General features: G+C 36.2%; 21 protein-coding genes. 2 read left to right on the top strand and 19 right to left on the bottom strand.

What is annotated here, in order from left to right:
- Positions 1-237: 237 nt before the first annotated feature.
- From ACOEN1_RS02105 to ACOEN1_RS02120, 4 genes are read right to left on the bottom strand one after another with little or no spacing between them, the layout of a single operon-like run.
- The gene (locus ACOEN1_RS02105) at positions 238-1407 is read right to left on the bottom strand and encodes a Wadjet anti-phage system protein JetD domain-containing protein (protein ID WP_422484760.1); all 1170 of its coding nucleotides are present in this window, start codon (positions 1405-1407) and stop codon (positions 238-240) included.
- The gene (locus tag ACOEN1_RS02110; RefSeq protein WP_422484761.1) at positions 1404-4607 is read right to left on the bottom strand and encodes an ATP-binding protein; all 3204 of its coding nucleotides are present in this window, start codon (positions 4605-4607) and stop codon (positions 1404-1406) included. Before ACOEN1_RS02110 ends, ACOEN1_RS02105 begins: the two co-directional genes overlap by 4 nt.
- Positions 4573-5199 (bottom strand): DUF4194 domain-containing protein, encoded by a 627-nt coding sequence (locus tag ACOEN1_RS02115; protein WP_422484762.1) that lies wholly within the window; start codon positions 5197-5199, stop codon positions 4573-4575. The genes ACOEN1_RS02110 and ACOEN1_RS02115 overlap by 35 nt, the downstream gene beginning before the upstream one ends.
- Positions 5186-6607 carry a Wadjet anti-phage system protein JetA family protein gene (locus tag ACOEN1_RS02120; RefSeq protein ID WP_422484763.1) on the bottom strand — a complete coding sequence of 474 codons (1422 nt, stop codon included), beginning with the start codon at positions 6605-6607 and terminating at the stop codon, positions 5186-5188. The genes ACOEN1_RS02115 and ACOEN1_RS02120 overlap by 14 nt, the downstream gene beginning before the upstream one ends.
- Before the next feature lie 495 nt (positions 6608-7102).
- On the opposite strand from ACOEN1_RS02120, the gene ACOEN1_RS02125 reads away from it, so the two are divergent.
- A complete protein-coding gene (locus tag ACOEN1_RS02125) occupies positions 7103-7288 on the top strand; it encodes a hypothetical protein (RefSeq protein ID WP_422484764.1) in 186 nt (61 codons plus the stop codon).
- 81 nt (positions 7289-7369) lie between these two features.
- On the opposite strand, the gene ACOEN1_RS02130 is transcribed toward ACOEN1_RS02125, so the two are convergent.
- The 3 genes from ACOEN1_RS02130 to ACOEN1_RS02140 form a co-directional block, all read right to left on the bottom strand.
- Positions 7370-9037 carry a GGDEF domain-containing protein gene (locus tag ACOEN1_RS02130; protein WP_422484765.1) on the bottom strand — a complete coding sequence of 556 codons (1668 nt, stop codon included), beginning with the start codon at positions 9035-9037 and terminating at the stop codon, positions 7370-7372.
- Positions 9038-9212: 175 nt separating this feature from the next.
- The gene (locus ACOEN1_RS02135; RefSeq protein ID WP_422484766.1) at positions 9213-10328 is read right to left on the bottom strand and encodes an HD-GYP domain-containing protein; all 1116 of its coding nucleotides are present in this window, start codon (positions 10326-10328) and stop codon (positions 9213-9215) included.
- Positions 10309-12090, bottom strand: a complete 1782-nt coding sequence (locus tag ACOEN1_RS02140) for a hypothetical protein (protein WP_422484767.1) — start codon at positions 12088-12090, stop codon at positions 10309-10311. Before ACOEN1_RS02140 ends, ACOEN1_RS02135 begins: the two co-directional genes overlap by 20 nt.
- 453 nt (positions 12091-12543) lie before the next feature.
- Between ACOEN1_RS02140 and ACOEN1_RS02145 the strand changes: the two genes are divergently transcribed.
- Positions 12544-12804, top strand: coding sequence for an ATP-binding protein (locus ACOEN1_RS02145; RefSeq protein ID WP_422484768.1), 261 nt, complete (start codon positions 12544-12546; stop codon positions 12802-12804).
- A 320-nt stretch (positions 12805-13124) separates the two neighbouring features.
- Here the strand turns inward: ACOEN1_RS02145 and ACOEN1_RS02150 are convergent, their stop codons facing one another.
- From ACOEN1_RS02150 to ACOEN1_RS02205, 12 genes are all read right to left on the bottom strand, one after another.
- Positions 13125-13892, bottom strand: a complete 768-nt coding sequence (locus tag ACOEN1_RS02150) for a hypothetical protein (protein WP_422484769.1) — start codon at positions 13890-13892, stop codon at positions 13125-13127.
- Entirely contained in the window at positions 13877-14854 is a 978-nt protein-coding gene (locus ACOEN1_RS02155) for a MarR family transcriptional regulator (protein ID WP_422484770.1), read from the bottom strand. The genes ACOEN1_RS02150 and ACOEN1_RS02155 overlap by 16 nt, the downstream gene beginning before the upstream one ends.
- Positions 14855-15292: 438 nt before the next feature.
- Positions 15293-16570: an RNA-binding domain-containing protein gene (locus tag ACOEN1_RS02160; RefSeq protein WP_422484771.1), complete on the bottom strand. Its 1278-nt coding sequence runs from the start codon at positions 16568-16570 to the stop codon at positions 15293-15295.
- A gap of 249 nt (positions 16571-16819) precedes the next feature.
- Positions 16820-17281 carry a protein-export chaperone SecB gene (locus ACOEN1_RS02165; protein ID WP_422484772.1) on the bottom strand — a complete coding sequence of 154 codons (462 nt, stop codon included), beginning with the start codon at positions 17279-17281 and terminating at the stop codon, positions 16820-16822.
- A 13-nt stretch (positions 17282-17294) separates the two neighbouring features.
- On the bottom strand, positions 17295-17573 hold the full coding sequence (locus tag ACOEN1_RS02170) for a hypothetical protein (protein ID WP_422484773.1): 279 nt from the start codon (positions 17571-17573) through the stop codon (positions 17295-17297).
- Between the two features lie 5 nt (positions 17574-17578).
- Positions 17579-18181 carry a hypothetical protein gene (locus tag ACOEN1_RS02175; protein WP_422484774.1) on the bottom strand — a complete coding sequence of 201 codons (603 nt, stop codon included), beginning with the start codon at positions 18179-18181 and terminating at the stop codon, positions 17579-17581.
- 183 nt (positions 18182-18364) lie between these two features.
- The gene (locus ACOEN1_RS02180) at positions 18365-19228 is read right to left on the bottom strand and encodes a hypothetical protein (RefSeq protein ID WP_422484775.1); all 864 of its coding nucleotides are present in this window, start codon (positions 19226-19228) and stop codon (positions 18365-18367) included.
- A 107-nt stretch (positions 19229-19335) separates the two neighbouring features.
- On the bottom strand, positions 19336-19557 hold the full coding sequence (locus ACOEN1_RS02185; protein WP_422484776.1) for a hypothetical protein: 222 nt from the start codon (positions 19555-19557) through the stop codon (positions 19336-19338).
- The gene (locus ACOEN1_RS02190) at positions 19554-20186 is read right to left on the bottom strand and encodes a DUF2238 domain-containing protein (RefSeq protein WP_422484777.1); all 633 of its coding nucleotides are present in this window, start codon (positions 20184-20186) and stop codon (positions 19554-19556) included. The genes ACOEN1_RS02185 and ACOEN1_RS02190 overlap by 4 nt, the downstream gene beginning before the upstream one ends.
- Positions 20187-20239: 53 nt before the next feature.
- A complete protein-coding gene (locus tag ACOEN1_RS02195; protein WP_422484778.1) occupies positions 20240-20725 on the bottom strand; it encodes a GNAT family N-acetyltransferase in 486 nt (161 codons plus the stop codon).
- A 190-nt stretch (positions 20726-20915) separates the two neighbouring features.
- Complete coding sequence (locus ACOEN1_RS02200; RefSeq protein WP_422484779.1) at positions 20916-21650, bottom strand: flavodoxin family protein; 735 nt, start codon at positions 21648-21650, stop codon at positions 20916-20918.
- 387 nt (positions 21651-22037) lie between these two features.
- Complete coding sequence (locus ACOEN1_RS02205; RefSeq protein ID WP_422484780.1) at positions 22038-23954, bottom strand: UvrD-helicase domain-containing protein; 1917 nt, start codon at positions 23952-23954, stop codon at positions 22038-22040.
- Between the last annotated feature and the right edge of the window lie 2 nt (positions 23955-23956).

Raw genomic sequence — 23956 nt, forward strand, 5'->3', positions numbered from 1 at the left:
TTCTTCAAGCTTGTCCATTCTGCCTTCAAGCTTGCCTTGACCCACCTTCAGATCCTTTAATTCCTCCAGCACTATCCTTTGAAATTCTTCATTGGTCATAAGGCCACCTCCACAATTTCATCCGTAGGGATATTATATCACAAATCCTGTACGAAATTATTAACTATATTTTATCATAATATCGTTAACCGTACAAGTGTTCGATTAATTTTTCTTAATATTTTTTCTGCCAGAAACTTATACAATGGCCTCCTGCTCAAGTTTGATGTTGTTCTCCAACATATACTCTATTGTTTCCTTGTACTGGCTGTTTAAAAGCTTTTTCAGCCTTTTTTTATCGTTCTCAGTAAGAGGTTTGCCGTACTCTTTATGCTTCTTCAAGGTATCTATATCCATTTTATAAGGCATGAAGCTAACAGCAGTTGTATCCTTTAAATGTTCGAGGATAAGGAACCCTCCTGCATCGATATCTCCAAAGTGATAGTAAGTGGCATCAGAGTTTTGATCATAGAGCATTTTTATAAAATCCCTTCTCACCCTGTTATGAAATCCACCTAAATAGATTACAAAATAGTCCTTCTCTTGAAAGCTATGAAAAGTTGTTAGATTTTCGACAGTCATTACCTTTCCCCTGAAAACCTTAACAGAATCAATATCACCAAGCATACTGGATGATATTGCAATATCCGAAGATAGCCTACTTAAATCAATTTCCTGGCCGGAAAGACATACCTTGCCTGCTCCCTTGAAATTAACGTGTGTGGGAGTTCTGACAAGATTGAAGTTTCCAAGAATCTCATCTTTTTCAGGAAAGTCTCCATATTCGAATAGCAGACTTTCAACCCTGCTCTGTATGTTCCCAAAGGCTTTTGAATCATTATAAAGTTGAACCGAGAACTCCCTTATAAATTGCTCGTTTTCAAGCTTTTCCAGCTCTTTTACTGCAAGAAGAATTCTTTCAAATTCACCGAAATCGCCTAAGAAGAACCTTACACTCCTATTTTCCTGAAGCCTCTTAAGCTGATCTGCCAAATAACCATCTAGAATTCTACCATAACCCAGGTACTCTTTTAATATGCCTTCCAATCTGTAATTGATTTCACTTTTAGGTGTCCTGTTTAGATACTTGTAGGCTTCATTTATTGTCTCAGTTTTGAGGTAAACCTCCCTGATAACACCTCCACCTGATTTTTTTGATATCACCAGACCCTTTCTCATCAAGACTTCAACTTCTTCGTTAATGTCCCTAAAAAGACTGTAATTTGAATGGTCATCGTACTTTGGAAACAATGCTGAAATCCTTACCTTAAAACTTTGGTTCACTTTGTTGCTTCCCTTAAAACTCTTGCTGTTTTCATACTTGTCCAAAAGCTCACTCAGGATTGCTTTTTCATATTTGCCCATCATAGGTCATACACCTCTACAATCGCATTGTTTCCTTCCCTGATAGCCAATAGAACAGTGTCAACCTTCTCACCTATTATCTCCATCTTGCCTGGGGGCGTAGCCAATATTATCTGGAAATTCTGGCTGTTAAAGAAGTCCATCATTGATGCAATTCTATTATCATCCATCTTGTCAAAAGCCTCATCCAGCATAATTATTCTAATGGTATTACCCGCCCTGTAAAGCTGCACAAAGGAGGCTGCTATGGCAACATAATAAGGGGTCTGGGTCTCCCCGCCGCTTTTCTCGCCATATATGTTTGAAAACCTCTGGCTGGTGCCATCCTTCTTTTCAACGATGATATCATAGTCGAGATAGCTCCTGTAGTCTGTATACTCCAGAATCACCTTGTCGCCCATGTCATCATATGCAGTTAACTTGTCGAAAAGGTCGCCGATTTCCTCCTTGTACTGACTTTCAAAGCTGTAGCGAAACATCTGGCTGCCTCCGGTATTCTGATCTGACATAATCATCTGATACAGCCTTTCCTTCTTCTTGTTGTTTGTAATCTCAAACTTATAGCTGTCATCCCCGTAATAAATGCCTCTTAGAGCCTTATTCAGCTGCCTGAACTCAAGCCTCGCACTTTCAATGTTCTCCTTTATTCTGGCAAGGAAGGATTCCTTAAACTCAAGCTCGCAATTATCCTTGGCTTTTGCCAGCTCATCCTCGAATTTGACTATATCAGATGAAACGAGTTTGTGGTGCTCCTTGATAAAGTCCTCCATTGCCTCTCGCCCGGTACCAAAATCACAGTCATATTTGCTGCAATAATCCCTTTGCATATCCTTCAGCAGATCTGTTAGCTTGATCATTGTATTCTCCAAACCCTGTGTGTAGGGAGAGAAGTTTGTAATTATTATTTCCGGTGACTTGGATCTTGACTGCTCCTGAAATTTAAACATTCCTTCTTCGAAGGCAACAGGCTCACTATCTCTTAATTTTTCAAAGATAGCTTGCTTATAATCAAAATTTCTGTTCAGATCAACCAATCTAGCCTTGTTCGACTCCACATCCTTTTCTAGACTTGTGCAGAGTGATGTATAATCCCTGCTTTCCTTGCGAAGCTTCTGCACCTTTTTACTGCATTCTGTAATCTCAAGCTGAATCTCAAGATATGTGGGATTGCTTCTCGCTTGATCAAGCTCCTTTTTCTTTATATACAGGTTTTCATCAATTCTAGCAAGCTCATCAGGAGCAGAGATATTTTCCTTTATGGTATCCATATGGCATAAATCCAGTGCCTCCAACACAAGTTCATGCTTGTTCACAACGCTTCTGTGAGATGCCAGCTCAGTCACTGCTTCCTCAAGCTCACTTTCCCTAATTTCAAGCTGTTTCTTATATGCAATCGCTCCAATGTAGGGCGGATTATAAACCTTTTCATTTATCTTTCTAACAGCATAATTCTGATACAACATGCACCCTTCAGTAACAGCTACTTTATGCTTCTTCAGATCCTCAAGCCTAGAGCACCTTGTCACTCTGTTCAATAGGTAATATGCATATGATCTTGCATATCGATTGTTGCTGGTGACATAATATGCCAGAGATGACCGGTCAGCCTCAAGCTCAAGATCTAGTTTTTCAGTGTTTACAAGCCCAACAGAATGAATCCTGTCCCTTACTCTGTTGTATGTATGTAGTGCAATTTCGTAATATCTTGGGTCCACAATCAGGTAGAACCTTTGGGTGTTTAGATAACCCTCAATGGCATTTTGCCATGAAGGATTGGTGATTTCCAGAAGCTCCGAGAAAATCCAGACATTTGCAGCTATTCCGCGCTTCTTGAATTCAGCAAGTATTTCCTCCCTAAGCTGGACTGTACTGTCTGGATACAGGAGCTTCTTATTCTGTAGATCCTTTATCTCTTCCTGTAGCTTTCTTCTCCTATACTCAAGCTCATTGATTTTTTGATTTGTACTGTAGAGCTGTTTGTTATAAAATCTCTTGTTCCTTTTGACCATTCCCTCCATTTCGTATGCCATTTCCAATTTTTCTTCCAATGAACCTTGCGGTTTGCCCAGGTCATCTATTTGGTTCTTGGTGATGGAGGAACTACCCTCCTTAAAGAGCAGTTCAAAAGCATTTTGGCATTTCTTCAGCATGCTGGAAAGTCTGGCTATCTTTTCCGAGAGATGCCCCTTTTCCTTTTCCATTGACCTGATTTCATTCTCAATATCCTGGATCAGTCTTGTGACCTCATTGTTCTGATGGGCAGCTTCAAGACCTATCAGCCTGTTATTTTCGCTTTCATATGCCTTCTCGGTCTCGCTTCCTCTTAGGATTGCATTTTCATGTCTTCCCTTTATCAGAAATATTTCCCTTTCTAACTTATCCATTTCATTCTTAAGCTTCTCAAGTCCGGCTTTTTGTAGAAGTATTTCATTGACCTTCTTATCATTTTCCTTTGATTGGATTTCCTCTTCCTTGACAAGAATGCTTTCAAGGGAATCAATCTTGTTACTCGTCTTTACCATAAGATCCTCAAAATCCTTCAATAGCCGTATGTTTTTTCTAAGCGAATCAACCTCAATTCTTTTCTCGGAAAGAATAAACTTGTTGATAAAGTCCTTTACATTATCCATGGGCTTAAATGCAAGGGACTTGGGAATCATATCAAAAAATCGATCCTCCAGGTTTCCAAGCCTTCTCCCAAATCTCTGCTTGGCTTCACCCATCTGGCTTATGAGCTCAACCTTCCTATCATTTCGTCTGAATTCACCCTTCATTGATGGCCTACCGTCGGTTATAAAAGCAAGCTCATCAAGCTTGCACTCTTCCACAAACCATCTGGTATCAAGCTTTGCTTCCTCATCACGAGACTCTATCATTGCACCAAGAGTAAAATACTTTGCATTTGTTTCCTCAAAGAACTCCAGGGCTACATAGGAAATCACACTACCTTTTCTTTGGTATGTGTTATCCTCATCCCCAGTCTTACATCTGACATATCCCCTTAAGTCCCTACGGCTCTTTTCATTTGCAGCTGTATTGAATTTCCTGGTGTTGGTGGTCAGTACAAGCTGTATTGCATCTAGAACTGTCGATTTTCCAGATGTGTTTTCACCAGAAATCAGAAAGGATCCATCAACCTCAATCGTTTCATTCACAAAATAATGCCAATTAATCAGCCTGATCCTGGTCAGTTTCTTCATCATCAACACCTCCACCTGCATACTTGTTCAGCCTATCTGAAATTTCTTCTATCATATTGTTTATATTCTCCCCGGGAACTGCAAACAAGACAGAAGGATAGATAATTATCCTTGAATCAGACTGTGTCACATCAGTGTCAACATTTGAGATGATATTGAATCTTTTGAACAACCTAATCGAATCACGAAATGTTGTCTTGTCAATATTTGGCTTGGACTCTATCTTAAGCATCTGGTACTTTTCATGGATGTCCTCTGAAAAAACCATAATATTATCATTGGTGCTTAGTTCCCTTTTCTTTTCTATGTACAGTAGCCTTAGAATCAACAGGAGTATTGTTTCAATCTTCCTTAATCTGTACCTACCTGTTCCATTGTAATTTACAAGGCCAGCTACATCACTGTTTTCATTGATTCTAAGCTCGTAGCCCAAAAGGTCAAAGTATTCTTCAAACATCTCTCTATGCTGCAGTATGAAGATGTAGTCGTTCCTTGTGTCTTCCTTTTTCTTTAAGACAAAGCAATGATTAAGAAGCTTATTGGCTGCGCTTCTGAACTTATCTCTCTGAGCTATACTCTCCTTAAATACGTCCATCTTCATCCCGCCTTTCAATCTCAAAATCTTCAAACCTAAAGCCGTTTTTCTCAACAACTGTTCCCTTCTTAATAATTCTGAAGCCTGACAGGTGATGTCGTCCATAGAGACTGATAAAAATTATCCGGATAATGTCCCTTCTGGTAAACAATGGCAGTGATGATGCTAATATTGTCTTGTTATCTCCAAGTGAATCCATAACAAAGGAATCAATATTCTTCCTGGAGAATCTGTTTCTGTGCCTCTCCCTTAAAGCTAGCTTCCTTAAGAGTCTCTCTTCCTCGCTAAGGCCCATGGACTCATCCAGTAGCTGAGGTACTTGATTCTTTCTTGTTATTGGCATGACATAGAGAGAATCTCCATCCAGAAAACCCTGTGGGAAAATCTCAAATATCCTTAAAAGATCTTCATCCGCATCTTCATTTATCCCCAAATCATCTTGCCTGTTCAGCTCATCCGCCATAACAGCCAGTATCTGAAAAATCTTCCCGTCAGTGTTTCCTGAATCATTCAGTAGAAATTTAGCCCTAGCCACTGAGCTTGATAGGTATTTTGTGTGCTTTTCGTCAATTTCCTTGGCTATTTCATCGTAGTTTTTAAATGATGAGATTGTTCGAAGAATCCTATTCTTAAGCTCTTCTCTTGCCTGATTTCGGTCCTTTATCTGCTCCAGCTCCATAAATCCGTCGACAGTTCTTTCAAAAATATTCTTGTCATCCAAAACATATCTTAGTTTTTCAACTATTTCCAATCTGTAATGGGAAATATTCTCGCTTGTCTTCATCCTATGATAACTTTTGGACCCGATTTCAATGTTATAGTCAAAGAAATCCCTGACTATTTCAGAGGCTGTCTTATCCCTTGTTATATTATCTATCCTATTCTTGATGGATGTGTTCAGCTTCTTAAGCCCCACCATCACGTATTCAGTGTTTTCAATTACCTTCTTTATAACATTCTCGTATGGCCTTCTAAAACCTTCTTGGTTCATCAGGATGCCATAGATTGATGATATCTCGCTTTGGTATTCCATTTCCTCGTTTCTATCCACCTTAATCAATGCTTCAATGATTGTTGCAGCATAATCATGCAGGTTCACCTTAACATTGTAGCTGCTGTCGTGTTCATACTCAACCCATCCGCAATTTCTAAGGTGTCTGAGGACTGCGTTTGCCTTGGACCTTGAGTCTGTGACTGATATCTCTTCCTCGTCAAAAACCATTTCCTCAGGATACTTTTCATCAAAGTATTGCTCTAGCTTTCCAAGCAAAACCTCCCTCTCAACGCCGAAAGAAAATTCAGTTCTGTAGGTTTCGTAGATCATCTCCAAACAATCCACATATGTATCCTTGTATTTACTTGTAAGGGGTTTGAAAAAGTCATCCGACAGGGTTTTAAACAATTGCATAAAAGTACACCTCTAAATCACAGTTAGTCTGTTCATATCAAACAGTACTTATTGATATTATTCTACCATTAATCTGGTATCAATTGGAAACTAATGTTGCAGATAACACTTGCAAAAACTAACCCTTATTTTATTTTAATTTACAAAATAAAATAAGGGTGCTGAAAAAACATATTATTCTTCATACTCCTGCGAATCTATATTTTTAACATATGCAGTTGCTCTACCAGATCCGACTTTTTTGATGTATCCATCTTTTAGTAAATCAGAAAGAGCTTTTTCAATGGTTGTAACACTTATATCGGGATTAATGTCTGCTATCTCACGCTTTGACAGTATGTCTATCTTTGCATATCGTTGTACAAGGACATACGCTTCTGCTAAAATATTTTAATCGTTTTTTTCGGTCATAATTTGGCCACAATTTTTATATATAAATTAAATATGGTTAAAAAACCATGACAAATAACAACACATTTCTAGGAGGAATAAAAATTGAAAAAAATCATGTCATTATCAATACTAAGCCTACTGATTTTCGCATCATCAAGCACAGCATTTGCAGCAAATAATGTTTCCAGAATGGCAACAACAAAAGGCGGACTAAATGTTGCACAGTGTGCCCAGGAAATGGACCTGGGAATATCACAATGTCTGCAAATGCCAGAGTGTACACACTAATATAGCCCCTTAAGTTTAAATGGTTCCCCATGTAATGTGGGGGCCATTTTATTAATATTTAATATATCCCATGACTCCATGCTAAACTGTTCCATATCCTCTCTTCTTGATCCTTTTCTTGTTGGAATACATCTTAAGGTCAGTTTCGTGTATGAAATCGCCAATATCGTCATGCTTATTGTGATCATATATATCAGAACCGATGGCAATATCAAGCACATATTCATGGTCAGGTTTTGCTTTATTAAGCTCCTCTCTCATCCTAACTACCTTCTCTTCAAAGGCTTCATCATCCAGGTCGAAAATTACACAGGCGAATTCATCTCCACCTAGTCTAAAACAGTCACCATGTGGCTTCAGATGCTTCTCTATCACTCCGCTGCAGGCTCTGATGGCATCATCGCCCTCTTTATGTCCATAGTTGTCATTGATGTATTTCAGGTTGTTAATATCCATCATTGCCAATCTAAATGTCTTGCTGCCCTTTTCACCTCTCAGTCCATCAATGTATCTCTCAAAGGCAGCCCTGTTTCCCATATTTGTGAGTATATCCTTGTATGCAAGCTTCTTCAGTATCTCTGATTCCTTTTGATTCTGAATCATATTGTTCATGGTCCTGAATGTGTTATATGAGATTTGAATAAAGAATAACAGTATCCCAATTCCTGTGAAGTATCCTGTCATTTCGTATCTTCCCAATAGGAAAACAATGACCTCAACAATCAAAAATGAGCCTGAAGTGCTAGAATATATAAGCATATTCTTAGCCTGCTCATTGTCATGCCTCTTCCACTCCAGTACCATGAAAAATATGGAGGCTGCCAAGATCAGTAGAATAAGCAATACAGTAATCTGCATACTGACAATGAAAGGAACTATTCCAGTCAGCTGAAAATACAAGTTTGATACCATATTAACCAGAAACATAACAGCAAATGCAACCATGATGGATCTGTACTTCCGCAATACCGATTCCTTGAGGAAAAGCAAGTATGATATTGCAATCAAGGGAATCATCATATAGCTCAGTCCACCAATGATAAACCTGTTTCCTATGAACAGCTGCATAATCTTTGATTCACTGAAGCTCCAGATTGCAACAAAAACAGCAAAGCCTCCCAAATATATGAGCCTATTGTCTTCAAGATTTCTGAACAATCCCGAAAGAACAAGGGTTGTTGCTCCAAATGCAAGGAATATTACACTAAGTGTTAACTTGAAAATATTGCTGCCTATAACATCAAAGATCAGGTCCTTTCCCTGCCCTGCATAAACCTCGTTCAGCATCCCTGAAAATGCTATGGTCGGGGACTGCATCTCAATCCTGAGCTCCTTGCCACCACTGTCATTTGGAAGTTCAAACAGATGCCACAGACTTGCATCAGGTGCCATAAACCTGCCATCATTATTCTTGATATCTCTGAAGATCTCATTGCCATCCACATATACTATCACATCCTGCATGGAGGACCTTATCCTAAGTCTGATATGGTTGTCCAAACCCTCAGGAAGTATAAGCCTTGCCGTGTAATTGACATTCTCCTCCAGTCTAAGGTCATGTGGAAGGCTTACATCATTCACAACAACATTATCATACTCCACAGTCCACCCTTGGTTCAGGTCAATTTTTTCATTGCTTATAATCTTGTAATCTTCTGACGGAAGTTTGAAGGAAAGATATGAAACAAGGGTCAATAATAAAGCTGCCACTATGAAAATAATCATTCTGTTTCTATGAGCTTTATTCATTGTTGTTTTCCTCTCTTTTTCTCATTTTATACTTGAAATATATTATATATCAACACCGCAATATGTTAAAGTGTATTTTTGATAGGATATTCCATGGATTGTGTCTGAATCTATTAATGGTATGACCCGAATAGATTTGCAATTGGATCCTTCCACTCTATCCATTACCTGATATTTATTCCTTAGGCTGATTATCAAGCATATCGATAAAAACTTCCACCAATCTTGGATTTAAACCAGTCCCTGCATCGTGGCGCAATACCCCAATAATCTGGTCATGCTCTAGACGAGCTCGATATGGTCTGTTGCTTCTTAAGGCATCGTATATATCCGCAATGCTTATAATCTGACTGACAAAATGAGGTTTCCAGCTCTGGGTTATTGTCGGGTATCCACCGCCGTTGTATTTGATATGGTGTTCCAAGGCAGCCAAAATTGCTATTTTTGGTATCCCCTTCTGATTGCACAGATACATGACCCCATTCAAAGTATGGGATTTTATAGTTTCAAATTCACTGGGGGTCAAGGGACCAGCTTTGTTCAGTATCTCATTTGGAACTAGCATTTTCCCAACATCATGCATCAAGGCAGCATAGATTATATCCGTCAGCTCCGATCCTACAATGCCAATATGCTTGGCTAGGGACATGGAGAGCAATGCTACATTGATTGTATGCACATAGGTGTATTCATCTTCACTTTTAACTTCAGCCAGATACTTCAATGGACTTGCTGAATATCTGAATGTCTCAATCAAATCCACAGAGAGGTCCTTTACCGTCTTGAAATTGAAGGGATTTTGGGGGTCAAGATTCTGCAGCATCCAAATGAAGTCTTGTGATGAGTTCAAGTCCATAATCGAATCAACATTCCTATCATCACTTTCCTTATCTTCTGTAGATATCCTCCCCAGCAATATATGTGAATAATCTAGTATCTCTGCACTACCAGCATTTGCTCCGAAGGTTTCCATCAGAAACATGGTGAACTCTTCCTTGTACAATCCCTTTAAAAACACAATCTGATCAATGTCTACCTCATTCAGCAACCTTACCATGGACTCAGACACTCGCCCGATTCCCACAACCGGCTTCTGATTAACCAATATGCTGTCATTGAATACTCCGATAAGCAGCTTGTCTTCGGTTTTAAAAACCTGGTCAAGCCTATCCATTACACGATCCACGGATGATCTTGCTTGTGGATGCTTGTGGGAATACAGCTTTATGGAATTGATTGCCCCTAACAAATCGGGCAAAATATGGTCATTTCTATCTGGATATGTGGTCATGGCTAACTCCTTTTAAATACTTCTTGATTCTCCTGAGGTTTTTTGGCGAAAGCGTAAACCTCTTTCCCATCAATCTGCTCTCCAAATCCCTAAAGGCTTCTGAATCTAACCAAGAGATTGTATCAATAGTCTTCACGATATACTTATACCTACTCTCATCAATGTAGAATGTACCGATCCTGTTGACTATGGTGTCCATCAGTTCAGTAATTCTAAACTCACTGATCAGGTCAAGCAAACCCAATACAAGTTCATTTTCACCATCTTTAATAATCCGCCCTATGTCATTTCTTACACCCTCATCCTCCTCAGCCAGCAGGATTCTCATGGCAAGCAACTTCGCATCCACCGAATCACAGTGAAAAAGTCTAGACGACAGATCCTTGGGTATTGAGCCTATGTGGTCCCTGATTATTGGCATAAACAAGGATATTTTCTGAGTCGGGTCTTTAATAAACCTTTTAAGAGCATAAATGGCGGCAGTCTCTTGGAAAGACTGAATCAGGCTAAGAATAACCCTTCTACTCCTCAAGTCAGTCTCTTCAATATAGGAATCCATAAGCCAGACTATGTTCTTGGGCCCACTTACCTTGATGACTTCCATCAAATGCCTGTCACTGTAGGAGCTTCTGCCCCCTATTGCTTCGGACAATCCCAGAACCGTTGAATCCTGCTTCAGGTAAGATGATACCAACTCATTATCTGTGATTAAATGGATGAATTCCCAGTCCCGGCATTCAATAAACTCGTCAAGATAATTATGTATGCTATCCACAAAGCTAAAGTGTATCGCATTATCCAATTTGCTCCTTGTCAGATGTATAAGAGCCATTACTATTGTTTTGTTGATAAGGGTCTTGTCAAACATATCCAAATCAGTGATGCTATCCTTGGATTGAATATCATATGACAACAGGCTCCTCAGATGCTGCCTGTAGTCATCTGAAATATACAATTCATATGCTTCCCTTTCCACCAGCTTGTCCAGTTGGTCAGAGCTTATTTCATCAATGGATTTCTCTATCCTGTCATCACCAGCGAGTCTTCTGGCTGAATCCATTGCAACAAGCAGGTCAATCAGTGAAGGGGATATGGAATTTTTCTTGGCATTAACTCTTTCAATTATCTCCGATACCACATCATCTGATAAGCTTTGCAAAAAATCTGGGACCTGATTTTTAGGCATTTTGGATAACTCTTCCAAGGCTATGTCTAAGAGTTCCTCTGTATCGTAGCTATCAATATCAGGATTAAGGGTCTCTAAAGACATTTGCAACTGATTTCTTATATTATTGTCAGCAGAAGAATGGTCTTGGGCTTCATCTTTGTATCCATACCTTAGACTGCCATAATCCATCTCTTCAACTTCGATTGAATCAATTCTATGAATGGCAAACTGAATGTCCGTATGATATAACAGCTTGCTATTGTTGGGTATGGAGTTTAGCAGATACAGTAAATTCATTATGGACGAGAATCCAACTCCTGAACAGAATGTTAAAGAAAGGATTCCACGGCCACCAAGCAGCTGCATAAGGTATCCTGCCTTTAAGTTATCAGCATTAAACTCCATATCATTGATCACCAAACTAAAACCAGTATCCGATATTCTGATTTTCGGAGTGCTTTTATGTAATTCCTCAATAGTCCTAAGCAGATCCAAAGCAGCTTGATTCACAAAATCATGTCCATGTGAATACAAAAGGTACTTTTTCTCCAATATTACTAATTCATTTAGAAAATCATCATACTTGGCCATCAAAATAATCTACCCCATTTTCTACAGTACATCCACTTTGACTAAGATTTACAATTTTGTTTTTGAGATGATCTTATTACTATTGAAATGCTGCGTATATTTTACCCAAATGGGAAATCCCCTCCCATTTAGCTGTAAAAACAGTCCAGTATGGCGATATTTTTAGTTTGGTTCTCTAACCCCAATTGTATCACATTTCAAGGCTAATTGGTTTTCGAAAATCACGAACAATCTTGATCTTTAATTTCTCGCTATCTACATCATTCATTATTTTATTTCACCCTAAATTGGTACTTACCTCAGCTTAATTTTTTTAAACTTTTTTCAGTTATAACTGTATTTAAATATTATTTGTTGTTTTTTTAAGTTATACCTTAAATAATAGTTGATTTTGTAATAACTGGACTTGGTGACACTGACTACGGTCATATCCTTGAAAATGCAGTATTTCTAGAATTGTTAAGAAGAGGCTACGAAGTAACTATAGGAAAGATTGGGACCCTTGAATTTGACTTTGTTGCAGTCAATGAAAACGAGAAGATCCATATTCAAGTATCAGCTACTATCTTGGATGAATCCACGAGAAATAGAGAACTTAAACCATTGCTAGACATTCCAGACAATTACCCAAAGTATATACTCACAATGGATCAAACGATATATGATAATTTTTCCGGAATTAAGATTAAAAACATAATTGATTTTTTACTTGAATAGGTATGAAATAAACCCAATATATGGAGAATTTTACTCTTGCTCCATATATTGGGTTATTAATAATCTATGAATCACTCCTAAATTTTATTATACACAAGTGGAGTTTTTTTACTTTTATCGACCATAACTACACCTCATTATCCGCAATGGATTTTACGTGCGGGTATTTGAGTGCAACCATACCATTCTCTAATTCATGATTAGCCAAGCATGTCACACCTTATCTGTCATTTCAAATAGCCCTTCCGGCACCATCAACCCCCATTCACTGTTATAAGAACTTATCTCTTTTGCTTCATTCACAAGGTACCGTCTGCTGTTTAAACTTCTGCTTTTCCTAAGAATATATCCCCTAGAATCTCCAGCATTTCATCAAAATTTGTGCCTCTAATACCTAAGCTCTTCAGATAAGGTTTATCTTCCTTGATTTGTTCAATGAACTGAATAACATCATTTTGAATTTCTGCTGAGGGTTCAATCCTACTTGTGGGAGATACATTGGCTAGAAGCCTAAAGATGTCATTCTTATGTTTCCTTATATTTTTTGTATCGATATCATCTCCGGCTTCTTTTCGTTCTTTCATATCCAGCCATGCTTTGATCTTAAACAGGATGACTGTTTCGATTTCGATTAGTGAATATCCATCCACCGTCCGTTTCCCTTTTGTTAATAGCCCGTAATAATCATCGTTTAATAGTATTGCAGATAGACTGACGATGCTCTCATCAATGTGAATGGGAGTCAGTCCCCTATCGAAACTAAGCTCAAAATCATTAGGAAGCTTACTGAAGAGTTCAATCATTTTGGGAAAGGATGAATCCTTCGGTTCAGTAAAACGATAAAATTGATTCTCACCCGTTCCCTTCTCGCGATACTCATATCCTCCATCTTTTATGAATTGCCAGAAGGTTTCCCCAAATGAGGAATCTAGAGCCTCAATGATGAGCACCATATCCAGATCCTTGGTTGCTCGAAATGGAGCTCCAAGTTCATCCATAAGAATATCGCAAGCTGTTCCTCCAATAAAGACATATTGACTTGTATGGTCTCCAAAATACTCTTTAAATTTTTCTAATCCGTGTACCATGGCTCACCTCGCAAGACTTCCTCTAATGCCTGCTCAACCCTTTCATCAGTTTCTTCCTTCAAAGACGCATACAAAGATAGTAGGTCCACATGGTGATTATTAGAAAACAGTCCAGGATCATAGTCCCAAAGCTCTAGTTCCACCAGTTTTGTATCTTTTATAAGATCCTTATTTTTAACAATTTCAACCTGCTCTTTATTCAACTTATTTCTATCTATTGCCCTAATCGGATGACCAGGTGGATTGATCATGGATAATCCTGCCAATGCATCCATTCCAGCAGCCAAAGCACCTAAAGGCTTTTTCTTTGTGTAGATGATTCTTCTCACCGGTGTCTTCAGATAGTCACGACCTCTAAGAAAGTAGTCCGGGTCTGGAATCCTCTTATACTCCTTGCTACGGCCAGTCATTCCTCCAATTTGATAGGTGATGAGATTCGCATGGTATAGATTATTTAATGCTCTAGAAGCTGTCATTTTATTAAATCCCAGCTTTTTCGCAAACTCAGTCGTGTTCACAACTTCCTCTTTATGATACAAGAAATACAAATAGGCAATCTGCGCAGGTATTGTGAAGCTCTTCACTTTATCTTCAACATGTTCTTGGGCTTTTTTCAAATCAAGTCCCAAGAATGGCAAATACATCTGTCCATCTTCAATCACAAATGCGATCCTGTTTTCAATCAGACTTTTTCTTCTATACCTCGTGATATCTTTGTAGAACAGAACAATTTGAAGATCCGTTAGGTTTTTAATTTGCTTCATATGCTTTTGAAGCTGGTCGATATTTGGCATCTCATCAACGACTTCTAGTAAAATACACCGTGTCCCAAGAATCGTCATCTCATAGAAGTTGTAGCTATTTCTTAAAAAAATTGGAAAATTATTCTTTTTAAGCCACGGTTTTATTGTAAGCTGTCCATCGATATTTTCTTTCAAGTAAGGCTCTGCTGCCATGACCAATTAAATCACCCCCTAATGTAACATTACTTGCTTTAAATATATCACCATTGCTGTTATATTGCAAGTTATTTTTGTTACATTAAGCCAATTTAACTTTTTGACTTCAGATATAACATTTTGATTGTTACATTTAGAATTATTTTGTTACATTATTTTTTGTCATATTTTTTAACTTGATCTTTTTTCATTAAAAGGTCCAACTGAGAATACGCTGTCTTCTCATTACCAACAAGTTTCGTTTCTTTACATCATCGATTGTAAAAACTGGATACTTTGCCAAATCAGTAAAAACTTCCACTTATCTCACCTCTTTCACTTTCAGCATGATTTTCTTCATAATTAAAGAATAACATGCTGCTTTTAAAATATGTTTTTCTGGCACTGAAATTTGTATGCAAAAAATAACAAAGTCACAAATCGCATACGCTTTTAAAAGCTTTACAATAACTTATAGGTTACTGTAGGTCCGCTACCTGATCTACTTATGATATTTTTATCTACAAGACTGTTCAATATCCTAAGTGCTTTTGATTTATTAAATCCGGTTTTCAAATCTATTTCTTTTCTCGAAAGCTCTCCCTCTGCTTTTAGCAACTCGTAAATAAGGATTTCATCCTTCGATAAATCTAATGAATCAATCTCAATAACAGGAAGTATGATTCTAATTCTATTTTCACTTACTTCATAGTCAGGTCTGGATATGCTATTAATATACTCTTTATTAATTCTTGCTATTCCTGTGCCAAACTTCTCAATAATACTTAACCTATTAAAAACCCCTGCTATTATTGGGTTTCTCAAAACAGAAATATTTCCATATAAATACTCATCCTTAGTTATACCTTCAGGCAATCCCCCGGGTGAATTTATTTCTATTTTGTCTTCATGCATAGCAATTTGTATATATGAGTTGGTGTCCCAGACCCTATGAACAATGGCGTTTGCTAAGGACTCTCTAAAAGCTTCTTTAGGGATTAACTCTTTTTTTGTTCTGTTGTATCCCTCAATCTCTTCAAATATATAATATTGCTCAAAAATGTCTATTGCTGTGTCGAATTGGGTTAATAACGATACATTGCTAATAGTTTTTCTATACTGAATTTTATTGATGTCCTTCCCAAATTTAACAATATCAATACCTGAAAACTCTATACCATTTTTATCCGCCAACAACTCTCCAGCAATATTATAGTATCCTACTTTATTACATAAATTAAGGGTTTTTAGAATATCTAAGTCAATCCTTTCTATTCCAGCTTCCTTTTTCAACCTTGTTTCTAATACATTGAATTTTAATTCTTGGGAAGATGCTTTTCTATCTTCATAGTGCATATTAGTACCTTCCATAGCTAGTCTTCTGAGCTCAAATCTATCTACCTCTATGGTTGAAGTATCCGATCTTTTGTAAGCTTTCCCTCTGTAATAATATGGAGTATCCTTCCCTTTTCTTACTTCTAAAATAATAATTTTCTTATTTTCTATTTCCTTTACATTAATTTTAAAATAAGGAACTGGAGTAATTGAATCGTTGATCATATTTTCAATTTTTAGCATTACTTCTTCTATACTCCCAATAATCCCCTTCACATTTCCATAGTTTTCTATGCCAAAAATTATTTCTCCATCATTATAATTAGCAAAGGCACTTACTGTTTTTAAAAATGTTTTTGATATTTCTTCTTTCAATTCTAAATTGTATTTTTCCTTAGTTTCCACAAGCGTCACCTCCAAAATTCTATACTATACACTATAATTTTACCATAAAAATTTTACTTTTGCAACGATAGCGCTTTCGTTTCACTTATCGTTTCATTTTTCAATTCTTTTTCTTGTATCGTTGCACAACGGTGTGTAACGATGAATATTCTTGAGCACCAATCTCCTAAAAAATCCCATAAAATATCTAAAGTCACAAAATTGGCATTTTGTGACTTTAGCGAACTTGTGTTCTGTGTTTTGTTGCTGTTAAATATATTCTTTATATGCATTAGATTCTAAATATAGATCCTCTTTATTAATATCTTCTATAATTGAATAGAAGTTGATCGTCGGTAGAATTACTGGTTCATGATCACTTTTTGAAGTTGCATCAGTCAATATAGATCTAAGATAAGGGAATAAAATTGAACTGCTATTTACTAGATATATGTTCTCTAACTCATCCTCATCAATATTTTCTTCATTAGCTTCGTAAAACCCTCTAACAACTACCGATACTCTAAAAGGGAGATTTTCATTATCGCTAAATCCTAATCTAGTTCCAATTATAATATTGTATTTGTAAGGATTTTTTTTATCAACAGCTACTTTTATCAAAAATTGCGGAATCATTTCTACATTGTTGGTATTCTCGTTAAAATCGTTATTCCTAACATAGTTAATTTCTTCTACACAATAACCCTGGAACTTTATTATACCTTCTTTCATGATTCAAATCTCCTTAACTCGTCATTTCAGCTAATTCTTCAAAATTAAAAATCCTGTCATGTTCGTCAGAACTATCATTCAACTGCTTTCTGATTACTTTTATTCTTACACTCTTAACCTGATGCCAATCTTCTGATCCATCTGGTTTAGAAAAGAGCTTTTCTAGTTCTTCCCTATTCAAACTCCTAGTTGATCCATCAATATATTTCATCTTTGGACCACTCGAAGATCCATTATAAGCAACATTATATCTAAGCGCAACCTTCTTAACTATGCCTTCAATATTTTTCACATCAATCACCTCATTTTCTTTTCAAACCAAATTCTACTAGGTAGCTTATAATCTCCCGCTTCAACAACTTTCTCACTGCTTTCAATACAATTATTATTAGTTGCACATATTTGTGTTTCATTGTATTCAATACCTAATGGGAAATAATTCTTCTCAAAGAAGCTAACATTTGCCTTGCCATAAGTCTGTTCTTTTGTCTTGAATGTCTTTATTATAATATCCAAATCGTGAAGTTCTTTAATAATATCCAATATCATGCATCTATTCAAATTTGTATCTTCACTCAAAAATTCTAACTTTAAATCATTGTAATGGTCATAAATGAACTGATAAACAAAATCTACCCCTTCGACGGTATCTAGATTCAAAACATTATCCGAATCTGTACTCAACACAGCCTTTAAAACCGCAAGGTTTTTGTTAGTCTCTTCTTTATACTTTCTAACCGAGAACCATTTTGCAAGTCTTATATCAGTATAAAAATAAATACCTTGTCCAAGCCAATGATCATCTCTTTCATTGCACGTATACCCATTTTTTAACATGTCCCCAACATTGTTTTCATTTGTGCCATGATATCCAATTATTTTATAAACATTTTTTGTCATGTTATCTGCCCTTTCAAACTATTGAATCAACTTTATTCGATAGAATTTTGATTTCAAAAAAAGAGTCAATCTATCACATAGCAAAAATTATAGCAATCTACTAAATATGTTATCAGATAAAGTATGATATGTCTATCAAAACACAAATTGCAAGCCTTAGAACTGACTACTCAATACTTGAATCTACATTATCGTAGTAAGTAAATATCCTTTGTTTGGTCTTAGTTTTTGAACATTCATTTTAAAAACCTCTCTTGTAACAGTACCATCGTATTTAGGCAAAAAAGATAATGGATTTTCAAATTTAATGCCACCACTCAACCAATTGAAAAGAGTGGAATATAACATATCACTTGAAACTATGAATGCTATGTCTGAAATGCTTCCAACTTCCAATCGATATGGAGTAATTTCATTATTATTTCTATTAAGGCATATTCTCCATTCTCTCTGATAAGCGTGTTTATTCCATTTATCTAAACAATCATAATGATCCATAATATTTTTATCAGAAGCGATTAAGTTGATATCTATTTCATCTTCTCTAATCAAATGAAGCATATTTCCAGAGACTAATCTCCCACGATTTTGGGCAGGATGGTAGTCTACATCTCCGTATACACAATCGAAAGATGCCTTTTTTGCTGCCTTATAAACCCTTCGTCTAAATTCTACCTCATTCGTGATGACAACCACAAATTTCCCAAATTCATTCATCGTATCCATTCTTGGTACAAGCAGCTCCTTTGACCGAACATTATATTCAGCATGATATGTTGAAAATAGATTTACACTTTTATATGCAGACAGTCTTACAACCGGATTTGGCCCTATTACATTTGCAAACTCCTCATCAAGTCCAATATCATCTTTGTTTAGAGATAAATATGTACCTTCAAAAATATCATACCTATCAGAATTACTCGCTCCAAGTGGTTCCCCATGGTTTATTTGCCAAAAATAGGACAAAGAGTTCATGTACAGCGATCCTTTTATAACATCGTTTGCATATTTATATTTTTCTACGAATTTAAGTAAAAATTTCATGTGCCACTCCCATCTTCTTTGTAGGTTAATTTCTACAATGGTTACGAGACTTAGTTAATCCGCCTGTTTGTTGATTACAACTATAACAATATCCAATACCACTCTTCTCAATTGTCTTGCTTTTCACTTTCTACAAGCAACATTCCAATAATTAAAAAAGCCCCAAAATTAAATACTCCAAGTACTGTAACCTTGGTACCGACAATATTGTCGGTACCAAAGGTATCTTTTATCTCTTCCTTAAGTAATTTTAGCTGTTTTCCCCGTAGAATAGTATTAGCATTTTCTTCTAATTCTTCCCTATTGCTTTCAATATATCTATTAATCATTCTTCCGAAATATCCCTAATCCACTTATCATGAGTCTTACTAAAAAATATCAATGCCAATGCTGCCCCAATAAAAGCCCCTAACATATCCTTATGGGTATCCAAAACATCCCCTTGAAGTGAAAGTACATATTGTGCAGATCTACCTGAAATAATGACTGCACTAAATTCCAAGAGCTCCCAAGATGCACTTATTGCCATAACAAACGCAAAAACTGTAACATAAAAGAATTTACTTTTCTTAAAATATCCTTTTCTAAGTAAAAACTCCCTCGCAATAATGGCAGGTACAAATCCTTGAGCAAGATGTCCTAAGCGATCATAGTGGTTTCTTGAAAGATTGAATATTTCTTTTATTTCTTCAAACAATGGATTTAGTGGATATGTATATTTTGCACCAATAAGCAATATCACAATATGTATAAAGACCAACACATATGCAAAGTAGGTGAATTTAAATTTATTATGTGTTGCAATAAAAACTCCAGCATATATCATTGCTGGAATTGTAAGCGCTATCCAAGCAAAATAGTCTTCAGCATCAATGGCAGACCAAATCAATACTATGATGAGCGCCAACACCAGACGTCGTTCCTTGAAATAATCTTTACTTCGATCTTTTGAATTCATTTTTATAACCCCTCGCATAAACTTTTCTATAGCATCACCCTAAACATCTAGCCCTAAATCTCTACAACCTGAAGAGATACTTCCTTCTTTCCGTCAGCCACGGCTTGTCTGCCAACCTCCTTGAAACCGAATCTTTCATGAAACTTCAAAGATCCAGGGTTTGGAGGATTGATATCAATTTCAGCTGTTACATAAGGAACACCCATCTTCATGGCATGTTCAAAGACTGATTTGTAAAGTATCTTTCCAAGGCCCTTTCCCTGCATTCTCTCAGAAACAACTACCCTATCTATGTACAGAAACCTCTTGAAGTTGTTTGAGAACCAAAGGTAGTTCAGACTGTCATAGTCTTTTCCCTCACTTAGTGTCAACACAAAAGCCTCAACAGTTCCCTCACATTCAAGCACACTAAACATCTCTGACTGACCCCAAAGCCTCCTGAGCTTTTCCATAGTAAGGGGTGATAAAAAATGAACCGACTCCTTATTAAGTTCGAGTATCCTCTCAAGATCCCTGGACTCCACTTCTCTCAATATCATTTTCCCTCTTCCTTCCTAAAACTTCCTACAACACAAAAGAGCTCAAGCAGTCTCTTACACCCATGCCCAACTATTTTTTTCTCAATCCTTTCAACATTCTCACGGGAACTCCTTAACTCCAAGAATATTAATCTTATACTCTACAGAAAAACTTTATTGTGAATAATCCCATTCCTCAGATAGAATCCAACTACCTCTTGTTCTTTACAATAAAGTAAGTCAACATCTTGTAATAGGCTCCTCCAATAAGTCGTTTAAACACATTTATTTTACAGTCATAGAAATAAGGTTTACCCACATAACCTTTCTCTTCCCAGTATTCCATATCAAGAGGAAGTATATTAACACCTAAAACCTTTTGAGTGTTAAATTCAATAATCTGCTTAATAGTAGGCTTATAGTTTCTTTTGTTCTCATCTTCCAAATAATACTTAAAGTTATCCAGTGAACTACTTTCTATGCTTTTCTCAAGATTAAACATGTTTCTTGAAATATGACCTGCATTAATGGTACCCCATTGTACAGAAAGGTCATTAAGATACCTTACAGCCGCACTAGATCCTGTAACCTGGGTTGCAGTCACAAAAAACACAGGCTTTCCAACGAGAGGAGACCTGTGATACCAAACACAACCGCGATCAATTAGAACTTTTAAATATCCAGATATTTGCCTTAGATAAACAGGCGAACCAATGATTACTCCATCTGAATCACTTATTTTTGTTAAAACAATATTGGCTTCATCTTTGATATTACAGGTACCTTCTCTCATGCAGTTCTCACATCCGATGCACGGTTTAATATCAAAATCTTTAATATTAAGAAAAGTCACCTCGTAGTCACCTAAGAGCGATTCAATACTTTTTAACAACGAAAAAGTCGCCTTTTTTCTTATGCTTCCATTTATTATTAGAATTTTTTTCATATATAATCTCCATTTTTTGATTATAACGAATTTTCATCTATTATACATCAAATATACTCAAATAATCTAAACTCATAACCTACATTTAATTCTTAGTTCTGTTTATTCCTAATACCTTCTAGATGTGCTTGCCTTACCTGCTCTGTCGCTCTCCTAAAGTACCTTAACTTCCAATAATACTTGAATACTTCTTTCTCAGTTAAGATGCCCTCCGATTTATCCAAATCTATTCATAATCCCATACTAAACCTACCAACTCAGTACTGACAATCTTTACTAAGTTTTTTAATGAAACGATTTCATGGGACGAAATTTCTAGAAATATAATTATAATAAGTTGCATCCAAAAATAACGGTATCTATTGTTTCATTTTTACATTTTTTATTTTATACCTCCTTAATATTCCAACCATTTTCAGCTAATAATCCTTTAATTGTATCGCTGACATATTCTTTTGGCAATGCAATACAGATTAGGCCTTTGGCTCTTGTTAATGCAACATAATGACATTTCAATCTTATGCTGTTTCTTTTACCATAATTCCCAATGTTTCCTGTAAACCAAGGTAGTATCGATTTAATATTGGCTTCATGCCATTTAGTTTCTAATATAAGTGTAGCTAAGTGTGTTCTTCCTTTTACAGAGTGAATGCTCCCAAAATTTAATTTCAGCGAGTTTCCACTTTCCTTATCAACGTAAAAACACGTATTGGGCCCAATTTCTTTTGCATTATTATATATACTCTCAAACACATTTTCTTTCCATTTAAAAAAGTTGCTGCTAACATTATCTATTTCAATGTAATTATCTAGTAATGTACGAATTTTGAGTAATACTCTTTCCCACTTTTTAGGAGTAGAGATATCTTCAAATAATATCTCTCTAATATCTCGGCGTACATTTATTTGCTGGTCTGTAGGAAATATGTTTATCAAAGTCCTAAATGCATGATTTGAATTCGAATACTCCAATGAAGTGAACATTACTAAATATCTTAAAATCCCTTTTGATATCCATTCAGCTAATATTGAAACATCCTTAGATTTTTCATATTTACTCTTCCCTAAATGAAAATAATCAATCAGTGATTTGGGCTTTTCGTTCGTATACTCTGGATTGTAGGGTTCCCAATAATTACTTACCCTCTTTGCGAATTCATATGCCTCCTGATTTGTGTTTGTGTGAACCATACCGACAACATGGCAACCAAAATACTCGTAATCTAGCAAATCCTTCTCAGTGAATGACTCCAAAATTAATCTTGCATAAGCTGGTATAACATTGCCTATAGTGTCTTCTTCGAATAGAAAAATTGTATTACAGTTCTTCATATATTCAAATCTACTCTCGTCTCCTGCCATATGATTAGAGTTAATAGCTAGTTTGTTTGCAATTGATGCAATACTTCCACCAAATCGTTTGCTATTTTGAATACTAAGTGCTTCATCTCTGGGAAAAGACATAGATTCATCATTAGAATTATATGAATTGTAAATAGCTTGGTTGCTGTCACCATAACTTTGCCTTATATGTGTATAACCATTATCAATAAATAACTTCCCTATTAAATTCCATTGATCTCGATTTGTGTCTTGTGCTTCATCAATAAACAAGAATGGAAAGCGCTTTTGTGAGCTTAATTGAATATTCTTAGAACTATCAATTGCCTCTTTAGCAAACAATATCATCTCATCAAAGGTATAATATCCCATTTCATGTGATTTCATTACAACTTTCTCAACATCTTTATAAGTAGAAGAAGTTTCTTTGCATTTTAAATCAAACTTAAGAGGTAATGATATCGGCTCACAACAAGCTTCGTTCAAGTATTTCTTTTTTAAAAAATACTTAGAGGAAGGAGAAATTTGATTCCAACGTTTACTTAAAACATAATCACTATCGACTATTCTTACTGGGATGCTTTGAGATTTAATCCATGGCATACCAACAAATCGATCAAAGAATGAGTGGAAAGTGCCAATAAAGTGAGGGTAAGATAATAATTTTCGCCCTATATCCGTTTCCCCGATTCTATTTTGAATTTCCTCTCTTGCTACATTTGTATGGGACAGTACACAAATACCACTATATTGAAAAGGCCACTTTTTAGCTAATATTGCTAATTTTGCAATTAATACCGTGGTCTTCCCAGTTCCTGGACAAGCTTGGATATCAACAGAATCAAGATTTTTAATAATCTCCCTTCGACACTCATCAAATTTAATTCCAATTAGAATGCTTTCAACCCAGTTTATGTCTTCGTCTGTTATGATTATCTCTTCCAATATAGTTTTGTTATTCATAT

Origin of the sequence: Gudongella sp. DL1XJH-153 (assembly GCF_049310905.1) — a bacterium.
Classification (GTDB): Bacteria; Bacillota; Clostridia; order Tissierellales; family Tissierellaceae; genus Gudongella.

Bases quoted from the DNA above. Each gene is read 5' to 3' on its own strand.
- ACOEN1_RS02175 (WP_422484774.1), bottom strand. From the start codon at position 18,181: ATGACAAAAAATGTTTATAAAATAATTGGATATCATGGCACAAATGAA.
- ACOEN1_RS02150 (WP_422484769.1), bottom strand. From the start codon at position 13,892: ATGGTACACGGATTAGAAAAATTTAAAGAGTATTTTGGAGACCATACA.
- ACOEN1_RS02180 (WP_422484775.1), bottom strand. From the start codon at position 19,228: ATGAAATTTTTACTTAAATTCGTAGAAAAATATAAATATGCAAACGAT.
- ACOEN1_RS02110 (WP_422484761.1), bottom strand. From the start codon at position 4,607: ATGATGAAGAAACTGACCAGGATCAGGCTGATTAATTGGCATTATTTT.
- ACOEN1_RS02135 (WP_422484766.1), bottom strand. From the start codon at position 10,328: ATGACCACATATCCAGATAGAAATGACCATATTTTGCCCGATTTGTTA.
- ACOEN1_RS02190 (WP_422484777.1), bottom strand. From the start codon at position 20,186: ATGAATTCAAAAGATCGAAGTAAAGATTATTTCAAGGAACGACGTCTG.
- ACOEN1_RS02115 (WP_422484762.1), bottom strand. From the start codon at position 5,199: ATGGACGTATTTAAGGAGAGTATAGCTCAGAGAGATAAGTTCAGAAGC.
- ACOEN1_RS02205 (WP_422484780.1), bottom strand. From the start codon at position 23,954: ATGAATAACAAAACTATATTGGAAGAGATAATCATAACAGACGAAGAC.
- ACOEN1_RS02195 (WP_422484778.1), bottom strand. From the start codon at position 20,725: ATGATATTGAGAGAAGTGGAGTCCAGGGATCTTGAGAGGATACTCGAA.
- ACOEN1_RS02120 (WP_422484763.1), bottom strand. From the start codon at position 6,607: ATGCAATTGTTTAAAACCCTGTCGGATGACTTTTTCAAACCCCTTACA.
- ACOEN1_RS02130 (WP_422484765.1), bottom strand. From the start codon at position 9,037: ATGAATAAAGCTCATAGAAACAGAATGATTATTTTCATAGTGGCAGCT.
- ACOEN1_RS02185 (WP_422484776.1), bottom strand. From the start codon at position 19,557: ATGATTAATAGATATATTGAAAGCAATAGGGAAGAATTAGAAGAAAAT.
- ACOEN1_RS02105 (WP_422484760.1), bottom strand. From the start codon at position 1,407: ATGATGGGCAAATATGAAAAAGCAATCCTGAGTGAGCTTTTGGACAAG.
- ACOEN1_RS02200 (WP_422484779.1), bottom strand. From the start codon at position 21,650: ATGAAAAAAATTCTAATAATAAATGGAAGCATAAGAAAAAAGGCGACT.
- ACOEN1_RS02165 (WP_422484772.1), bottom strand. From the start codon at position 17,281: ATGAAAGAAGGTATAATAAAGTTCCAGGGTTATTGTGTAGAAGAAATT.